17 protein-coding genes, 1 pseudogene and 1 other annotated feature are annotated in these 16,069 nt (G+C 44.2%); of the genes and pseudogenes, 2 read left to right on the top strand and 16 right to left on the bottom strand.

The genetic code is table 11. The features are described from left to right. Positions 1-85: 85 nt before the first annotated feature. Together abnA and BFW96_RS13660 are read right to left on the bottom strand one after the other, a co-directional pair. On the bottom strand, positions 86-1,057 hold the full coding sequence (abnA, locus tag BFW96_RS13655) for an arabinan endo-1,5-alpha-L-arabinosidase AbnA (RefSeq protein ID WP_069839700.1): 972 nt from the start codon (positions 1,055-1,057) through the stop codon (positions 86-88). Positions 1,058-1,254: 197 nt separating this feature from the next. Further along, positions 1,255-2,340 carry a M42 family metallopeptidase gene (locus tag BFW96_RS13660; protein WP_069839701.1) on the bottom strand — a complete coding sequence of 362 codons (1,086 nt, stop codon included), beginning with the start codon at positions 2,338-2,340 and terminating at the stop codon, positions 1,255-1,257. A gap of 183 nt (positions 2,341-2,523) precedes the next feature. On the opposite strand from BFW96_RS13660, the gene ysdB reads away from it, so the two are divergent. Continuing rightward, positions 2,524-2,916, top strand: coding sequence for a sigma W pathway protein YsdB (gene ysdB, locus BFW96_RS13665; protein WP_003229493.1), 393 nt, complete (start codon positions 2,524-2,526; stop codon positions 2,914-2,916). 16 nt (positions 2,917-2,932) lie between these two features. Here ysdB and BFW96_RS13670 read toward each other — a convergent pair whose 3' ends face one another. From BFW96_RS13670 to lytS, 8 genes are all read right to left on the bottom strand, one after another. Then, the gene (locus tag BFW96_RS13670; protein ID WP_040082184.1) at positions 2,933-3,202 is read right to left on the bottom strand and encodes a DUF1294 domain-containing protein; all 270 of its coding nucleotides are present in this window, start codon (positions 3,200-3,202) and stop codon (positions 2,933-2,935) included. 55 nt (positions 3,203-3,257) lie between these two features. Then, positions 3,258-3,617 carry a 50S ribosomal protein L20 gene (rplT, locus tag BFW96_RS13675; RefSeq protein ID WP_014114727.1) on the bottom strand — a complete coding sequence of 120 codons (360 nt, stop codon included), beginning with the start codon at positions 3,615-3,617 and terminating at the stop codon, positions 3,258-3,260. Between the two features lie 31 nt (positions 3,618-3,648). Further along, entirely contained in the window at positions 3,649-3,849 is a 201-nt protein-coding gene (rpmI, locus tag BFW96_RS13680; protein ID WP_003222418.1) for a 50S ribosomal protein L35, read from the bottom strand. A gap of 12 nt (positions 3,850-3,861) precedes the next feature. After that, positions 3,862-4,383: a translation initiation factor IF-3 gene (infC, locus tag BFW96_RS13685; RefSeq protein WP_010886591.1), complete on the bottom strand. Its 522-nt coding sequence runs from the start codon at positions 4,381-4,383 to the stop codon at positions 3,862-3,864. Positions 4,384-4,441: 58 nt separating this feature from the next. After that, positions 4,442-4,572 (bottom strand) — a sequence feature (ribosomal protein L20 leader region). Positions 4,573-4,777: 205 nt separating this feature from the next. Continuing rightward, positions 4,778-5,473 (bottom strand): antiholin-like protein LrgB, encoded by a 696-nt coding sequence (lrgB, locus tag BFW96_RS13690; RefSeq protein WP_003229482.1) that lies wholly within the window; start codon positions 5,471-5,473, stop codon positions 4,778-4,780. A gap of 20 nt (positions 5,474-5,493) precedes the next feature. Beyond that, positions 5,494-5,934, bottom strand: coding sequence for an antiholin-like murein hydrolase modulator LrgA (gene lrgA, locus BFW96_RS13695; RefSeq protein ID WP_069839702.1), 441 nt, complete (start codon positions 5,932-5,934; stop codon positions 5,494-5,496). A gap of 133 nt (positions 5,935-6,067) precedes the next feature. Beyond that, positions 6,068-6,793, bottom strand: coding sequence for a two-component system response regulator LytT (lytT, locus tag BFW96_RS13700; protein ID WP_014664926.1), 726 nt, complete (start codon positions 6,791-6,793; stop codon positions 6,068-6,070). Then, the gene (gene lytS / locus BFW96_RS13705; protein ID WP_069839703.1) at positions 6,771-8,552 is read right to left on the bottom strand and encodes a two-component system sensor histidine kinase LytS; all 1,782 of its coding nucleotides are present in this window, start codon (positions 8,550-8,552) and stop codon (positions 6,771-6,773) included. The genes lytT and lytS overlap by 23 nt, the downstream gene beginning before the upstream one ends. 166 nt (positions 8,553-8,718) lie before the next feature. On the opposite strand from lytS, the gene BFW96_RS13710 reads away from it, so the two are divergent. After that, positions 8,719-9,501 carry an HAD family hydrolase gene (locus BFW96_RS13710; protein WP_069839704.1) on the top strand — a complete coding sequence of 261 codons (783 nt, stop codon included), beginning with the start codon at positions 8,719-8,721 and terminating at the stop codon, positions 9,499-9,501. A 39-nt stretch (positions 9,502-9,540) separates the two neighbouring features. On the opposite strand, the gene thrS is transcribed toward BFW96_RS13710, so the two are convergent. The 6 genes and pseudogenes from thrS to nrdR all read right to left on the bottom strand — a co-directional run. Continuing rightward, complete coding sequence (gene thrS, locus BFW96_RS13715) at positions 9,541-11,472, bottom strand: threonine--tRNA ligase (RefSeq protein WP_014480529.1); 1,932 nt, start codon at positions 11,470-11,472, stop codon at positions 9,541-9,543. Positions 11,473-11,867: 395 nt separating this feature from the next. Then, complete coding sequence (gene ytxC / locus BFW96_RS13720; protein WP_069839705.1) at positions 11,868-12,713, bottom strand: putative sporulation protein YtxC; 846 nt, start codon at positions 12,711-12,713, stop codon at positions 11,868-11,870. A gap of 78 nt (positions 12,714-12,791) precedes the next feature. After that, the gene (locus tag BFW96_RS13725) at positions 12,792-13,433 is read right to left on the bottom strand and encodes a TVP38/TMEM64 family protein (RefSeq protein ID WP_069839706.1); all 642 of its coding nucleotides are present in this window, start codon (positions 13,431-13,433) and stop codon (positions 12,792-12,794) included. 33 nt (positions 13,434-13,466) lie between these two features. After that, positions 13,467-14,402, bottom strand: a complete 936-nt coding sequence (gene dnaI / locus BFW96_RS13730) for a primosomal protein DnaI (protein ID WP_014480531.1) — start codon at positions 14,400-14,402, stop codon at positions 13,467-13,469. Between the two features lie 26 nt (positions 14,403-14,428). Then, on the bottom strand, positions 14,429-15,847 hold the full coding sequence (gene dnaB / locus BFW96_RS13735; RefSeq protein WP_069839707.1) for a replicative helicase loading/DNA remodeling protein DnaB: 1,419 nt from the start codon (positions 15,845-15,847) through the stop codon (positions 14,429-14,431). Between the two features lie 114 nt (positions 15,848-15,961). Beyond that, a pseudogene (nrdR, locus tag BFW96_RS21205) lies at positions 15,962-16,069 on the bottom strand (transcriptional regulator NrdR); the annotation flags it as partial.

The raw sequence follows: 16,069 nt of genomic DNA on the forward strand, positions 1-16,069 counted from the left end.
ACGAACAACTTCATTATAGTAATTGACTATTACACTGTCAATCTTTTCTTTTAAAAAAAGCCGGGCTCTGCCCCGGCTTTTTGATTCAATAGGACGGCCAGCCAGAGCTCCAATTCAAATCATTGATAAGAAGCTTCGGAATGCCGTTATTATTGGCATCATAGGCATGGCGAACAAGAATGTTTCCATTTACAATATCCTGGCCTCCAGGTCCTTTCCATTGATCATTGCCCGAATCCAAAATGGTGCCTCCGCCTTCGAGCATGCTTTTTCCGCTTTTATCAAGATAAGGGCCTGTAATGTTTTTAGATCTTCCGTAAGCAATTTTGTACGTACTGTTTACGCCGGCACAGCATTTATCAAATGAAACCATTAAATAGTAGTAACCATTTTGATACGTAAGAGTAGGGGCTTCCAATGCACCGCCATTATTCGGTCTGGATGCAATCGAATAGAGCGAGCCTGTAGGCTTCATCGTATTCTTATCAAGCTTGGTCAACTTAATGCCGGTCCAAAAAGAGCCGAACGCGAGCCACGGGTTGCCATCCTTGTCGAATGTCAGCTCCGGATCAATGGCGTTATAATTATTTGAGCTTGTCGAACGAATCACCAAGCCCTCGTCTTTCCAGCTCCCCGAACTGATGCTTGTGGAAGATGCCAGGCCAATGGCAGATGTATTGCTTCCAAAAGAAGAAACAGAATAATACAGCCAGTACTTTCCGTTATAGTATTGGATGTCCGGCGCCCATTGGTTCGGCTCGTAATTCGGCACGTAATTGGACCACCACGATAGCGGTGTGCTGAAAATAGATTTTTGTACGGTCCAATTTTTAGCGTCTGAAGATTTCAACACCCGCAGTCCCCGTTCTTCCGTAAGCCCTGTGCCGAGCGCATACCATGAGCTCCCCTCTTTAATCATAGTCGGGTCATGAAGCAGCTCATTGGATGCACCCCAAAACGCGGCCTCTGCGGGAGCAGCGGAAGTGAATAACAAACCTGCAGCCAGAGCGGCACTCGAAAAGTGAAAGAAACGTTTCCATGTTTTTTTTGTTTTCAATTTTGTTCATCCTCCCTTAGATTAGAAAGCGCTTACAAAATAGATTGTTTACCCTCCCTTCCTTTTAAATGAGCTGGGTATCGTAGATCTTCAAGTTCAGGACATTTTCGGTATCCTCTTTATTGTAGTCACTCCGCTGTAATTTGTACAGACAAAAAAAATAGAATCCGCCTGTTGAGGCGGATTCCTCCGTATCTTTATTGGTAGGTAATTTCATCAACCGTTTTACGATCTAGCTTCTTAATGACTTCTGTAATTAACTTAACGGCGTTTTCATAGTCATCACGATGCAGCATGGCTGCGTGCGTATGAATGTAGCGCGTTGCGATAGTAATGGACAGCGCAGGAACGCCATTTGCCGTCAAATGGATGGCTCCCGAATCAGTTCCGCCGCCGGCAATCGAATCAAACTGGTACGGAATGCCTGCTTCTTCCGCGGTAGCAACAACTGCATCGCGCAAACCTTTGTGAGAGACCATAGATGCATCGTAAACGATAATCTGTGGGCCTTTACCCACTTTGCTTTGCGCTTCCTTCTCGGAAATGCCAGGCGTGTCTCCTGCGATTCCTACATCGACCCCAAACGCAATATCAGGCTGAATGGTGTGTGCAGCCGTTTTCGCTCCCCTCAGGCCGACTTCCTCCTGCACGGTTCCGACGCCGTACACAATGTTTGGATGATCAGTGTTTTGTAAGTTTCTTAACACATCAATTGCAATTGCACAGCCGATGCGGTTGTCCCAAGCCTTTGCGAGCAGGAATTTTTCATTGTTCATAACCGTAAATTCAAAATGCGGAACAATCATATCTCCCGGAAGCACGCCCCACTCCAAGGCTTCTTCCCGGCTTGAAGCTCCGATATCAATAAACATGTCTTTTATTTCCACTGATTTTTTTCTTGCTTCAGGAGACAAAATATGAGGCGGCTTAGATCCGATAACCCCTGTGATTTCTCCTTTTTTTGTGACGATGGTGACGCGCTGGGCAAGCATAACCTGAGCCCACCAGCCGCCAACGGTTTGAAAACGGATAAAGCCTTTATCTGTGATTTGTGTCACCATAAAGCCGACTTCATCCAAATGTCCGGCGATCATAATTTTCGGGCCGTTTTCTGCACCAGTTTTTTTAGCAATTAAACTGCCCAGGCGATCTGTTGTCACCTCATCAGCAAATGGTTCTATGTATGATTTCATCACTTGCCTTACTTCTCTTTCATTGCCCGGAATGCCTTTTGCATCTGTTAAATCTTTCAGCATGGTCAATGTTTTATCTAATTTTTCCATGTTCCAAACCCTCCTTCATCAGTCCTGCATTCTTATTATACAAAACATGGCGCTAACCATACGACTATTTCACTTGAAAATCGGGTATATGTTTTTAGAACTTTCTTTTAGAAAAAGTGAAACTTTTTTCTATGCTCTTCGTATTACATCAGATCATCACAATAAGGGAGGTGCCTTCACACAATGTTTGTCATGGTTCTAAGGATTATTTTGCTTGCACTTTTTGCTTATTGTATTTATGCCGTGGTCAAATATGTCGCGAATCCAAAGAGAAGGCTTAAGCTGGCCCAATCAAAAGAACATTTTTATATTATCGATGAACAGAACAATACCCGAAAGAACTTTCAGCTGACGTATAAAGGCGTGCTTTTTGAAGGAGAAAAGCATATTCCTTCCAAGGATCATCCTCTGTTTATCCACACCATCTTTGTCTGGACAGAATCTCCTGAAAAGCTGAAGCATTTCTCTGCAAAAGATTTTGAGAACATTGAAGAAAAAGTGCTGGAACGATATCCAAATTGTAAAATTGACTGGGACCAGCCCATTAAACTTGCAAAAAAAGCAGAAGAGCGTTAAAACGCTTTTCTGCTTTTTATAAATCAAACGGACTGTAGTAAATACCAATGAGAATCGCTTCTATTACCAGAAGGAGCGGTACTCCGTACTTAAAAGAAGCGTGTTTCGTTTTATGTCTGAAGGTTTGCATGCCAAGCCAGACACCGAGCGCTCCAAACACGATGGCTATCAGCCACAGCCGGTCTTCAGAAATTCTCCATTTGTGCTGCTGCGCTTTTCGTTTGTCAACGCCCATCACCCAAAAACCGCACAGATTCATCAACACCAAATAGACTGCAATAACCATGTTGCCTCATCCTTTATATAAAAAAGCCGCTCTACTGGAGAGCGGCTCTATATGATTACTTGTTTAATTGAGCTTTAGCAGCATCAGCAAGCTGATTGAATGCAGTAAGATCGTTTACAGCAAGATCAGCAAGCATTTTACGGTTTACTTCGATACCAGAAAGCTTAAGACCGTGCATTAAACGGCTGTAAGAAAGGCCGTTCATGCGAGCAGCTGCGTTGATACGAGTGATCCAAAGTTTACGGAAATCACGTTTTTTCTGACGACGGTCACGGAAAGCATAGTTTCCAGATTTCATGACCTGCTGGTTAGCTACTTTGTATAATGTATGTTTTGAACCGAAATAACCTTTTGCTAATTTAAGAACCTTTTTACGACGCTTACGCGCAACAGTTCCGCCTTTTACTCTTGGCATTAAATTTCCCTCCTAATTGTTCCTTATCCGATTACTTGATGTTAGCAAGCATTTGTTTGATACGTTTGAAGTCTCCTGCACTTACAACAGCACTCTTGCGAAGCTTACGCTTTTGCTTTTGAGATTTGTTAGCGAATAAGTGACTTGTATACGCGTGAGAACGTTTTAACTTCCCAGAACCTGTCTTTTTAAAACGTTTAGCAGATCCGCGGTGAGTTTTCATTTTTGGCATGGGATTTCCTCCTTATTGCTTTTCGTTTTTCGGCGCGAGCATTAAGAACATGCTGCGGCCGTCCATTTTTGGTTTTGTTTCGACAGTCGCAACCTCAGCACATGCTTCAGAAAAACGGTCTAACACACGCTGACCGATTTCTTTATGAGTGATTGCGCGTCCTTTAAAGCGGATAGAAGCTTTCACTTTATCGCCTTTTTCAAGGAATTTAATCGCATTGCGCAATTTCGTGTTAAAGTCATGCTCATCGATTGTCGGACTTAACCGAACTTCTTTTAAGTTAATGATTTTTTGATTCTTGCGTGCTTCTTTTTCCTTTTTCTGCTGCTCAAATCGGAACTTACCGTAGTCCATGATTCGGCAGACAGGCGGTTTTGCATTCGCTGCAACTAACACAAGGTCAAGATTTGCGCGGCCGGCGATTTCAAGTGCTTCCTGACGGGACTTGATTCCAAGCTGGTCGCCATTTTGTCCGATTAAACGGACCTCACGTGCACGGATACCCTCATTAACCAATTGATCTTTGCTAATAATGAGCCACCTCCATAGTTTCTTCGAATTGATTCACAACTCATTTTGACTGCATTCTGCAGGCAAACAAAAAGTGTGGGCATTATAAAACACCCACACTACGAACATCTGTATCAATAAAAATGTACGGTCAACCTGCCAACTACATGCATGTGTCAATCAGGTGAGAAGCGGGTGCTTCTGCTTGTGATTTATATTCAATTCAATAACTATTCTACACAATACCGGATCTTTAGTCAAGGACGACTTATCCGGAACAACTTTTACATTGTAACATGGGTTTTCTATGAGCGCAAGAGAGAAAAAGAAAATCTTTCATCCTCAACCAGAATGTAAAGTTTCTGAACCGCTCACCCACGCACCATAAACGAAAAAAGCCAAGGCATTCAGCCTTGGCTTATCCTCCGATCAGCTGCACGAACACTGGGATGACCAGAACCGTTACCACTCCTACTACGACAACCGCAATACTCGCCATCGCAGCTTCAACTTCTCCCATCTCAATCCCGACCGCTACACCAAGTGCATGTCCGGATGTTCCGAGAGCCAATCCTTTAGAAATCGGATTCTTTACTTTAAACACCTTCAAGAACAATGCTCCGAGCGCATATACGATGACAGCGTTAAAGATGACCGCAAAGGCTGTGATGTCGCTGATGCCCCCGATGCCTTTTGATAAAGGAAGCGCAATTGCCGTTGTAGCCGCCTGCGGAAGCATGCTTTTCATTACGGCCGAATCGAGATGAATGCCTTTTGCGAGCAAATAAACAATCGTGACAGAGCAGATAGAGCCGGCAATAATGGAGGCCATGATTTGCCACCAGTATTTTTTAAGCTTATCTCTTTGTTTGTACAAAGGAATGGCAAAAGCGATCGTCGCCGGTTCTAGGAAAAACTTAATGATTTCTCCTCCGTTATTATAGTCTGCGTAGGAAAAACCGCCGATTTTTAAAAATGCGATCCCAAGCACCATGGCAACAAACAAAGGAGTGAAAAGGAAGAAGCCTTTTGTTTTCTTAAATAAAAAGGTGCCGATGCCGAATGCAGCAAGTGATACGACAATCCCAAAATAAGGACTCATTGTGCTTTCCATGTGATGAACCTCCTGTTTCTTTAATGGTGAACAAGTTCATTATTGTTCTGCGGGCTCTGCACTGTTTTTGTTTTCATGTCCGCTGCGGTTTTGCGTTTTCCGCCCAGCGAAAGAATCAGCTGAGAAAACAATCCCGTAGCCCCCAGCAAAATAATCGTTGCGAGCAGAATGACAAGAACAATTTGCAGGCCGTATTGCTGCATCACACCAAGCGAATTCATAACAGATATACCTGACGGAACAAATAAAAATCCGATCAGAGAGGTTAAAGACGTTCCGAGCGTTTCCACTTGTTCCAGTTTAATGACTTTCAAACATAATAGGAGAAATAATAAGACCAACCCTACAACCGATGCGGGGATAGGTATTGGGACAATAGCAGCAATCATATTCGAAACCAGCATAATGACGGCAAAAATAAATGCTTGTGTTAAAAACCCATACACTTTTTTAGCACTCATTTTCTTCACCTCTTTCTCTTTGGTACCCTCATTATAATTAAGAATCTCCCATTATGAAGCGCTTACAAGATAACATGCCGAATAGCGGGCCTGAGTTGCAGAATCAAATGGCTGAAATGCAAAAAGCCGCCCATCAAATATGGAGCAGCTTTTTCAATTCTTTCGCATATGTCCGGCTGACCGGTATTTTCGATCCGTCTTTCATGATCAGATTATACGTTGAATTAAACCATGGCTGAATTTCTTTAATATATTCGGTATTGACGACGAAGCTCCGATGGACGCGGATAAAATCAGAATCCGGAAGCTTTTTCTCTATCACAACAAGCGTCTCGCTGACCGTATAAGAATGATCGAAGGTTTTTACATTAACATGGCCATCCTCTGTTCCAGCATAGATAATGTCCTTCGTATCCACGATCACAATCGATTCACCCACAGATAGCGCGAGCTTATGCTGCCCGGCATGGCTGTTTTGATCTGTTTCGACAATATCCCGATTGACTTTTTTGTATTTTTTCAGTGTTTGCTGAATTCTTTCCTCATCGAAAGGCTTGGTTAAATAATCAAGAGCGTCCACTTCAAACGCTTTGAGCGCATACTGGTCATACGCTGTCGCGAACACAACAGCAGGAGGATGCTTCATTTTCTTCAATCGCTTTGCGATATCAAAACCGTTCTCTCCGGATAAATCAACGTCTAAAAACAGCAAATCAGGTTTTTGATCCATCATTTGGTCAAAAGCGGATTCAATATTTTCCGCTTCATTGATTTCCATTTCCTCATTGGTCCGCTTAAGCAAGTAAGCCAGTTCATCCCTTGCCAGCATCTCATCATCAACTATTAACACCCTGAGCATGTTCTTCTCCCTCTTTCATCTGTTGCATTGGCACTTGAAAGGAAACCTCTGTCCCTTTATGAACCTCACTGCTGATATGCAGCGCAGCCTGCTGTCCGAATAAACCGATCAGCCGCTGATTTAGGTTATAAAGCGCTGTCCCGGTTCCCTCCTTAGACGGAAATGGCTTCTTCCCCAGTTCCTGCAGGACGTCCGCCGGTATTCCGCGTCCGTTATCCGTCACCTTCATATAGACGGACACATTATCAGATATGACACAGACTGTAACCTTGCACATGTCTTGTTTTTTCGGAAACGCGTGCCGAAGCGCGTTCTCGACTAGCACCTGCAAAACAAACGGAGGGATTTCAATCTGCTCCAGTCTGCTGTCGATATTGAGCTCAATTTTATATTTCCCGGGAAAACGCGCCTGTTCTAATGACAAATAGGCGTTAAGATGGTTTAACTCCTTTGAGAGCGGGATCAGCAGCTGTCTCGCTCCTTGAAGGTTTGAACGAAAATAAACACTGAGCTGCAATAGGAGCTTGCGGGTTTTTTCAACATCTGTGCGGCAGAGCGCAGAAATCGTGTTGATCGCATTAAATAAAAAATGCGGATTCACCTGTGCTTGAAGCGCCTTGATTTCAGCATCCTTGAGAAGCTTGCTTTGCAGCTCTGCTTCCCCAAGCTCAAGCTGTGTCGAAAACAGCATGGCCAGTCCCTCAGCAAGCTCCTCCTCTACCTGGCTAAGGCCTGCCGGGCTTTTAAAATACATTTTTAAGGTGCCGATTGTGTTGCCGTTCGATGTCAGCGGCAGGACAATTGCGGCGTGCAAAGGGCATTCAGCATGCGTGCATTCAATCTCTTCCTTCGAAATCGCCTTCATGATATGCCCTGTTTTAATTACCTTTTTGGACAGGCCGGTGATCAGGCTTTTTGATGGAATGTGGTGATCCATGCCCGCGCCGACATGCGCAAGGATCTTTTCTTTATCAGTGAGAGACACCGCATCTGTTCCAGTCAGCTTATGGATAATAGCCGCTACACTTTTACAGGAGTTTTCATTTAATCCTTGGCGAAAAAATGGCAGTGTCTGATCAGCAATCGTCAGCACTCGATGCGTTTCGAGAGCCCTCGCCTGCTCTTCCTTGCGAATGATTGCTTGAATAATCGACAGAAAAATAAAACTGCCTGTACCATTGATCAGGATCATCGGAATCCCGATCATGCTGACAAGCTCCCAAGCGTCACTGAACGGCTTTGCCATCAGCAAAATAATGAGCATTTGCAGGGACTCCATGCCGATTCCCACAAGAGCGGCGATACGCGGTGTCGGCATTCGATATCGCTTCGTAAAATACCTGCCGATCAAGCCTGCAAGAACACCCGCTAAAATGGATGACACGGCACAGCTTAAGGCCGTGCTGCCACCGAGTGAAAGACGATGCAGGCCCGCCAGTATGCCAATTCCAGTCCCTACAAACGGACCTCCGAGAAGGCCTCCGATTTCCACACCCAAAATACGGGTATTCGCGATAGAGCCCGATGGATCTATCGTAAGCACCCAGTCATTGTTTACGATCATATTTCTTTGAATTTCGATACCTGTATAATTACTGATGATGCTGAAAAGAGAAAAAATAGAAATCAAAACCGCTTTTCCTTTATAGCCGTCCGGATTCTGAAGAGCTTGTCTGAAAAGTTTCGTATGGGCGAGAATGAACCCTAATATAACAATAATCCCTACCCTCTCAAGCATCATAATCATCAAATGAATCATTCATGTCACCTGTTCTTTCCGTTTTCATTCTAGCATGTTTTCGTTTTGCGGCTGACTGTTTTTTTAAAATCATCTGAAAACATATTTCACAAGGCTTTTATCTATTGTAAAATAAAACATGAGCCTTTTGGCAGAAAGATTTGAATCTGAAGCAGAGGAGAAGATCATGAAAGCCGTATTTTTTGATTTAGATGATACACTACTTTGGGACGAAAAAAGCGTCAGAACAACATTTGCAGAAACTTGCTCACAGGCAGAGAAAAAATATGGCCTTGACCCGGAGGAATTCGAAGCAGCTGTTCGCGAAGCGGCGAGAGAATTGTACATGTCATATGAGACGTATCCATATACAGTGATGATCGGCATTAACCCGTTTGAAGGACTGTGGTCCAATTTCTCAGAGCCTATCAGCGAGGGCTTTGAAAAGTTGAACAAGATTGTGCCGGAGTACAGAAGAAATGCGTGGACAAACGGACTTAAAGCGCTTGGGATCGATGATCCTGCATATGGCGAATACTTGGGAGAGTTTTTTGCGGCAGAGCGCAGAAAACGCCCGTTTGTATATGATGAAACATTTGCTGTACTCGATCAATTAAAAGGCAAATATGAATTATTGCTTTTGACTAATGGCGATCCGAGTCTGCAAAAGGAGAAGCTTGCCGGTGTGCCTGAGCTCGCCCCTTACTTCAATGAAATTGTCATCTCTGGCGCATTCGGCAAGGGCAAGCCGGATGTTTCCATTTTTGAACATTGCCTTAAGCTGATGAATATTGAAAAAGACGATGCCATCATGGTCGGCGATAATTTGAATACTGATATTTTAGGCGCTTCAAGAGCCGGAATCAAAACCGTTTGGATCAACCGGACGGATAAGAAAAACGAAACTGACGTATCGCCTGATTACATCATCAGCAGCCTTCATGATTTGTTTCCTATATTAGAGAAATAAAAAAGCATGATCTCTTCAATGAGATCATGCTTTTTTATTTTATTTTTTCGCTTCAGCTACTGCCTTTTTGACAAACTCATCAAGAGAAATCGTTTCAGAGTTCTGTTCACCGTATTTCCGCACGTTTACCGCGCCGTTTTCTGCTTCTTGGTCACCGACCACCAGCATGTACGGGATTTTTTGCATTTGTGCTTCACGGATTTTGTAGCCGATTTTTTCATCGCGGCTGTCGACCTCAACACGCAGACCTTCACGCTGCAGGCGTTCCTGCACTTTTTTCGCGTAGTCTAAATGCACAGCCGGAGAAACCGGGATGACTTGGAACTGAACCGGTGCAAGCCATGTCGGCAGTGCGCCTTTGTGTTCTTCAATTAAGAAGGCGACAAAGCGTTCCATTGTTGAGACGACGCCTCTGTGAATGACAACCGGACGGTGCTGCTTGCCGTCTTCACCGATGTATGTCAGATCGAAACGTTCCGGCAATAAGAAATCAAGCTGAACCGTAGACAATGTTTCTTCTTTGCCGATTGCAGTTTTTACTTGAACATCAAGTTTAGGGCCGTAGAATGCCGCTTCACCTTCTGCTTCGTAATAGTCATGGCCGATTTCGTCCATTGCCTCTTTCAACATGGATTGCGCTTTGTTCCACATTTCATCGTCATCAAAATATTTCTCTGTATCTTCCGGATCGCGGTAAGACAGACGGAATGTGTAATCACTTAAACCGAAATCCTCATATACATCCTGGATTAAACGGACCGTACGGATAAACTCATCCTTAATTTGATCCGGGCGCACAAAGATGTGTGCATCGTTTAACGTCATTCCGCGTACGCGCTGAAGCCCTGACAGCGCACCTGACATTTCATAGCGGTGCATCGTTCCCAGCTCCGCAATCCGAATCGGAAGCTCGCGGTAGCTGTGAATGTCTTGTTTGTAAATCATCATATGGTGCGGGCAGTTCATCGGACGCAATACAAGTGTTTCATTGTCCATTTCCATCGGAGGGAACATGCCTTCCTGATAATGGTCCCAATGCCCTGATGTTTCATACAGCTCTTTGCTGCCGAGCACAGGTGTATACACATGCTCATAGCCAAGGCTGATTTCTTTATCGACAATGTAGCGCTCGATGACGCGGCGGATTGTTGCGCCCTTTGGCAGCCAAAGCGGCAGGCCTTGTCCGACTTTCTGAGAGTTCGCAAACAGCTTTAATTCTTTGCCGAGCTTTCTGTGGTCGCGTTCTTTCGCTTCTTCTAGCATACGAAGATGCTCTTCAAGATCAGCCTTTTTGAAGAAAGCTGTACCATATACGCGCTGAAGCATTTGGTTTTTGCTGTCACCGCGCCAGTATGCGCCTGCAAGGCTTAACAGCTTAAATTCTTTGATTTTCCCAGTTGAAGGAACGTGGACGCCGCGGCACAGGTCAAAGAATTCGCCTTGCTCATAGATCGAAACGGTTTCTCCTTCAGGAATCGCATCCAATAGTTCAAGCTTCAGGTCGTCACCGATTTCCGCAAAACGGGCTTTCGCTTCTTCACGGCTGACTTCTTTTCGAACGATCGGAAGGTTCGCATTGACGATTTTTTTCATTTCTTTCTCGATTTTCGGCAGATCCTCCGGTGTAATCGCTTCGTCCATTTCTACATCGTAGTAAAAACCGTTTTCGATAACCGGACCGACGCCGAATTTAACATCCTTGTAGATGCGTTTAATCGCTTGAGCCAGCAAGTGAGCCGTACTATGGCGCATAATTTGAAGACCTTCTTCCGAGCCTTCTGTAATGATTTCCACTGTACCGTCTTCATTGATCGGCGTTCTCAAATCGATTTCTTTTCCGTTCAGTTTTCCGGCTAATGATTTTTTCTTTAAGCCCGGACTGATGGATGCCGCGATATCTTCTGTTGTTGTTCCTTTCGCAAACTCCTTGACTGCTCCATCAGGAAATGTGATTTTTACCATATCTGACATCTTTGTCACTCCTTTTTTTGCATATAAAAAACCCCGCCCCCTATGAAAGGGACGAGGTTGAATAAACGGAATCGTGGTTCCACCCTTTTTTCCGCAAAGCCAATACGGCACCTGCGGCTCTAAGCTCTGTAACGGGAGTTCCCGTCAGCCATTACTGTTCCTTTTCAAGGGGTTCACAGCTGAAGTTCAAAGGCGGTAAAGCGAATGGTCCTTAGCTGGGAAGCTTGCAGCCGGGGCTTCCCTCTCTTTGAGCCGGTATCATTCCTTCGTGTCCTTATCAATACGTGTGTCTTTCTTAATCTCCTATGTATTATAAATTGTTCAATCCAAAAAATCAACACGGCCGCGTTTCCTTTTTTTAAACCGACAGCCTTATATATACAGGCTGCCGGCCCTTATCCTTCCGATTGCTTCACCGTTGTTTCTGCATCTGAAAAAGCGTGCAGCGGGAGCATTTCCACTCTTTCTTGAAACACGTTTTGAATGGTCCTTGCCATCATGTGCTCGGGCTGGTCGGTATAAAGCACGACTTCATCAGGCGCAATGGAAATCAGAGGCGCGAGCAAATGAGAATCAATATACATAGGATGATCCCGGACAAACCGCCTGTCTATGTATTTCATTTTTTCCCGTTCCGGCACATAGCGCAGCTCCCATAATGTAAAGGAACCATCATGGACAATATGCACTTTTTTGATACGCGGCTGTTTGGCGTTTACATAGTCTCTGAGTGTTTGAATAAAGTTTTGATATTCCTGTTCCATCTTATATTCATCAATCGCTGCTTCTGTAATATCTCTCAGCTGCTTATAGTATGATCCAAGCCGGAAGGTCTGAAAAGAGCGAATGTAAAATACGCCTTCCTCTAAACAGATCGTTTGGAGTTCATCCAAAATAGATTGTTTCCGTGAAAGCTTCAGCGGCTCAAACTGAAGATCGTCTGCTTCACCTTCAATAATACTGTGTGCGAGCTGAAGAATTTGCTGCTGTTCATCCTGGTCAGTGAAACAATATGTTTCCTCAATCAATGACAGCATATGCTCGTCTTCTTTGCATTCCAAAAAAAATTTGACCAGAATCGGCTCCATAAAACGTTGAATAGAGAAAGCCGGCTTCGCTTTTTTAATCCCGATTTTTCGTATGCCTTCACGGACAATGATATTGTTCCGATCGTCCGAATGCTGAATGAGATGTAAAAAAGCGGATGCATCATGGTCATCTTCAAAGATTATTTCAAGCATGTTTGTCCCCCCTTACGGCATCTGTTACAAGTATATGGGGGATGTTTTTAAAATAGACGTAAAGGTCACTGGCAAATCTTAATTTGATTCCTGGAACAAGTTTTGCATTTTCTTTCTGAAGATTAATGGCAGCGAAATAAACACGATATACAGAGCGAGAACAAGAAAGAAAGCTGGCAGATTACCAGACAAAAAGCTCGCTCCCAGAACATTCAGCGCAATGGTCCCAGGGATGATTCCCACAGCCGTCGCCGCAAAATACGGCATCGCTTTGACATTGGAAAGGCCTGCCGCATAGCTGACGAAATCAAAATTGATCGGCAGGATTCTTAAAAGGAAGATATAGAAAAATCCGTTATCCTCCATTTGCTTCTGGATGGCTTCAAGCTTTTCATAATAGCCGTTCTTTTTCGCCGCAAACAAACCGGCCGCAAAAAACGAAACAGCTGAAGCGCACATTGAACCGACTAACGTATAAAACGTGCCGAGAAGCGGACCAAACGCAAGTCCGCCCGCTATTGAAATAACAGACACCGGAAATAAAACGAGCGGCCTGACGATGGATATCCCGATAAACATCAGCGGAGCAAAAACACCGAACGACAATACCCATATCCTGATCTCTTTCGGCGATATATTCAAATATCTTTTATTTCCCCAAAAGATTAAACCTGCACCTGCCAGCACTGCCAGCCATTTAAAAGCGGTTTTTCGTTTCATACCCTCAGTTCCTTCCCCTTTGAACCGCAGCAGTTACGGATGGCGGCGGTTCTCTCCGTCAAGGCGGATCGGAGCAGCCAAATATAATATCCGCTCCATTAATCTTGCCGCTTTTACTTCTTCCTTTTCTCCCCTTTGCGAATACGTAAAATGATGCTTCAGCTCGTCAGGTGAGAAATTAGAAGAAAAGAAAGTAGGCAGCTGCTGGGACATTCTGTGTTGAAGCACTGTTCCGATGACTTCATCCCTTACCCAGCTTGTCATTGATTCAGCTCCGATGTCATCTAGCATCAATACGGGTGTGGTCTTTACCATATTGAGCTTCTCTTCTAATGTTTGGTCTTGCAGGGAATTTTTAAGCTCTCTCACAAATTCGGGCACATAGACAATCATGGATGAATATTCTTTTTCAGCCAGCTCATTGGCAATCGCAGCGAGCATAAACGTTTTTCCCACCCCGAATTTCCCGTATAAATATAGTCCTTTGCCTTTTCCCGTCTCGTTATAGCTTTTCAGAAAATCTGTAACATGCTGGAACATCGCGAGCCTGCTCGGGTCACTGATATCGACCTGCTGGAACGTCGCACCGAGAAGATCCTGCTGGATATACATGCTTTTCATAAGAGACTTTTGTTTTTTCTGCTGGTCGAGCTTCCGTTTAACTGGGCATTCATAATATTCGATATCAATAGACCGCCCATTGACAACAAGCTTCGGATGGTAGCCCTCCAACAAATTGTTGCAATTTTCGTCTTCCGAACAATAGGAGCAATTCTTGCTTTGTTCGATATATTCATAAAGCTTATTTAAGCTCTTTTCGATCATTTTTTGGTCAATCACTTCTTCGTTTTCCTTCAAAAACGCTTGAACATCTTGATCTTTCATGACCTTTTCCTTCATTTGTTCAAGACGTTTTTGAAAATCCGGCCTGCCGGTTACGCCCTGCAGGGAACGGCCGATTGGTTCCATCTATTCCTCACCCCGCATCTCTGTCTTTAATAGGCAGAGTATTTTTTCAGTTTTTGCATTTCTTCCATCATCTTTTTCTTCTGTTCTTCCAAATCTTGCGGATGCAGCTTCTGCTGTCCGGATTCTGAATCGGACGCTGTTTCTTTTTCTTTCATCCAGTCAGGAAGCTTTTCTTCGCGAATCACTTTTTGGTTTCGTTTCGAAGACTTTGTTTTTCCCTCAGCCCATTCAAGGTATTGGCGGTTCTCTTCTATCGCGAGTTTCATCGCTTCCCTGACCGTTTTCACCTTTTTTCGTGCCCAATGTGACGCGATTTTTTGAATATAGTTTTTCGACAGCTTCATGTCGGTTTTCAGCATGACATAATAAATTAACACATTTGTGACGCCTGGCTCGAGTTTCTGTTCGAACATAATTTCTTCTATGATTTTCAGATCCGCTTTTGACGGCTCTGTTCCGTCAGCAATGTCCTGCAGAAGCTTCTTCGGAGAAATCGTCTCCAGCAATGCGATCAGCTTCCCGTCCAGAGAATCCTCTTCTGCCGGTTTTTCGCCTTCACGCAGATGCACCGGCTGTGTTTTTTCCACTAAATCGGGCAGCTGTCCGTTTCTTTCGATTTGATACCAGTCGCTGGCCGCTTTTCTTAATGCCTCCGTCGTAATGACATCATGCTCATCAATTGCGCTCATCACGACATTTTGCATCTGCAAAGGGTCAATTCCGTACAGATAAGAAAGCTTTTTGATTGTGTCCCGCACCTGCTGGGTCATCGCTTTTCTCGGAATCATCGTCTCAGAAAGTCCCGCTAAAAACAAATCAAAATCAAACACATCCTCCGTTATGGTGTACGACGGAGCCTGTCCGACAGAAGTATACTCGTTCCCCTCGGCAAGTCTTACCGTTTCCTCCATATCAGATGTGAGCTTCCATTCACTCGGCTGCAGCGATTCAAACGCGTGATTAAACGGCCGCGTAATGTCCTTCGCATCTTCTGAAATGGCCGGGTGCGTAAAAAATTGTTTTAATTGCTGATATTTCGTCTTTCCGACCCTATTGTACAGAAAAACATTCAGCATGCCGTCTTCAAAAAATTCATTTGGCCTGAGCGGCGGAAGGAGTTCATATATAAAGAGGCGCTCCTGCCGCTCGGATTCTTTCATATATACTTTCAGCAATCCGATGCCCTCGAGCTTCCCCTGTTCCTGATGGATCGTTTTTAAGTTGGACTGTGTCATCCCCATCAGCTGTCTATGTGTGGACTCTCCGCCCCACAGACGGTTTTGTTCAAGCTCTCCCCACAATGTCATATAAAGAGAGAATGCAACAGGGCCGATTAAGGGCTGGTACAGTTGTGTAATAATTTGTCTGTCAATATCCTGCAGCATCGATCTGCTTTTCACCACATACGGGTCTACAGGCAGTACATCTTTCCAATAGTCAGCCATACATTCTCAAACCTTCCGAATTTGTTTCTACCTTTCATTTTACACCGTTTCTTATATCTATCAAATGCCAATTTTGCACATGAGAAAAGAGCTAGAAGAATCCTCTTAGCTCTTTTAACGCTCTTTCTTTATTAAGTCTTTTAATTCGTCGATAAAGACGTTTATATCTTTAAACTGCCGATAGACGGACGCGAACCGCACATATGCGACTTCATCAATCTT

The sequence above is a fragment of the Bacillus sp. F56 genome (assembly GCF_001748205.1).
GTDB lineage: Bacteria > Bacillota > Bacilli > Bacillales > Bacillaceae > Bacillus > Bacillus stercoris.

What these genes read in the sequence shown, in the direction of transcription:
- BFW96_RS13660 (WP_069839701.1), bottom strand. Translation starts at nt 2,340, where the DNA reads ATGGAAAAATTAGATAAAACATTGACCATGCTGAAAGATTTAACAGAT.
- ysdB (WP_003229493.1), top strand. Translation starts at nt 2,524, where the DNA reads ATGTTTGTCATGGTTCTAAGGATTATTTTGCTTGCACTTTTTGCTTAT.
- BFW96_RS13670 (WP_040082184.1), bottom strand. Translation starts at nt 3,202, where the DNA reads ATGGTTATTGCAGTCTATTTGGTGTTGATGAATCTGTGCGGTTTTTGG.
- rplT (WP_014114727.1), bottom strand. Translation starts at nt 3,617, where the DNA reads ATGCCAAGAGTAAAAGGCGGAACTGTTGCGCGTAAGCGTCGTAAAAAG.
- rpmI (WP_003222418.1), bottom strand. Translation starts at nt 3,849, where the DNA reads ATGCCAAAAATGAAAACTCACCGCGGATCTGCTAAACGTTTTAAAAAG.
- lrgB (WP_003229482.1), bottom strand. Translation starts at nt 5,473, where the DNA reads ATGGAAAGCACAATGAGTCCTTATTTTGGGATTGTCGTATCACTTGCT.
- lrgA (WP_069839702.1), bottom strand. Translation starts at nt 5,934, where the DNA reads ATGAGTGCTAAAAAAGTGTATGGGTTTTTAACACAAGCATTTATTTTT.
- lytT (WP_014664926.1), bottom strand. Translation starts at nt 6,793, where the DNA reads ATGCTCAGGGTGTTAATAGTTGATGATGAGATGCTGGCAAGGGATGAA.
- lytS (WP_069839703.1), bottom strand. Translation starts at nt 8,552, where the DNA reads ATGATTCATTTGATGATTATGATGCTTGAGAGGGTAGGGATTATTGTT.
- BFW96_RS13710 (WP_069839704.1), top strand. Translation starts at nt 8,719, where the DNA reads ATGAAAGCCGTATTTTTTGATTTAGATGATACACTACTTTGGGACGAA.
- thrS (WP_014480529.1), bottom strand. Translation starts at nt 11,472, where the DNA reads ATGTCAGATATGGTAAAAATCACATTTCCTGATGGAGCAGTCAAGGAG.
- ytxC (WP_069839705.1), bottom strand. Translation starts at nt 12,713, where the DNA reads ATGCTTGAAATAATCTTTGAAGATGACCATGATGCATCCGCTTTTTTA.
- BFW96_RS13725 (WP_069839706.1), bottom strand. Translation starts at nt 13,433, where the DNA reads ATGAAACGAAAAACCGCTTTTAAATGGCTGGCAGTGCTGGCAGGTGCA.
- dnaI (WP_014480531.1), bottom strand. Translation starts at nt 14,402, where the DNA reads ATGGAACCAATCGGCCGTTCCCTGCAGGGCGTAACCGGCAGGCCGGAT.
- dnaB (WP_069839707.1), bottom strand. Translation starts at nt 15,847, where the DNA reads ATGGCTGACTATTGGAAAGATGTACTGCCTGTAGACCCGTATGTGGTG.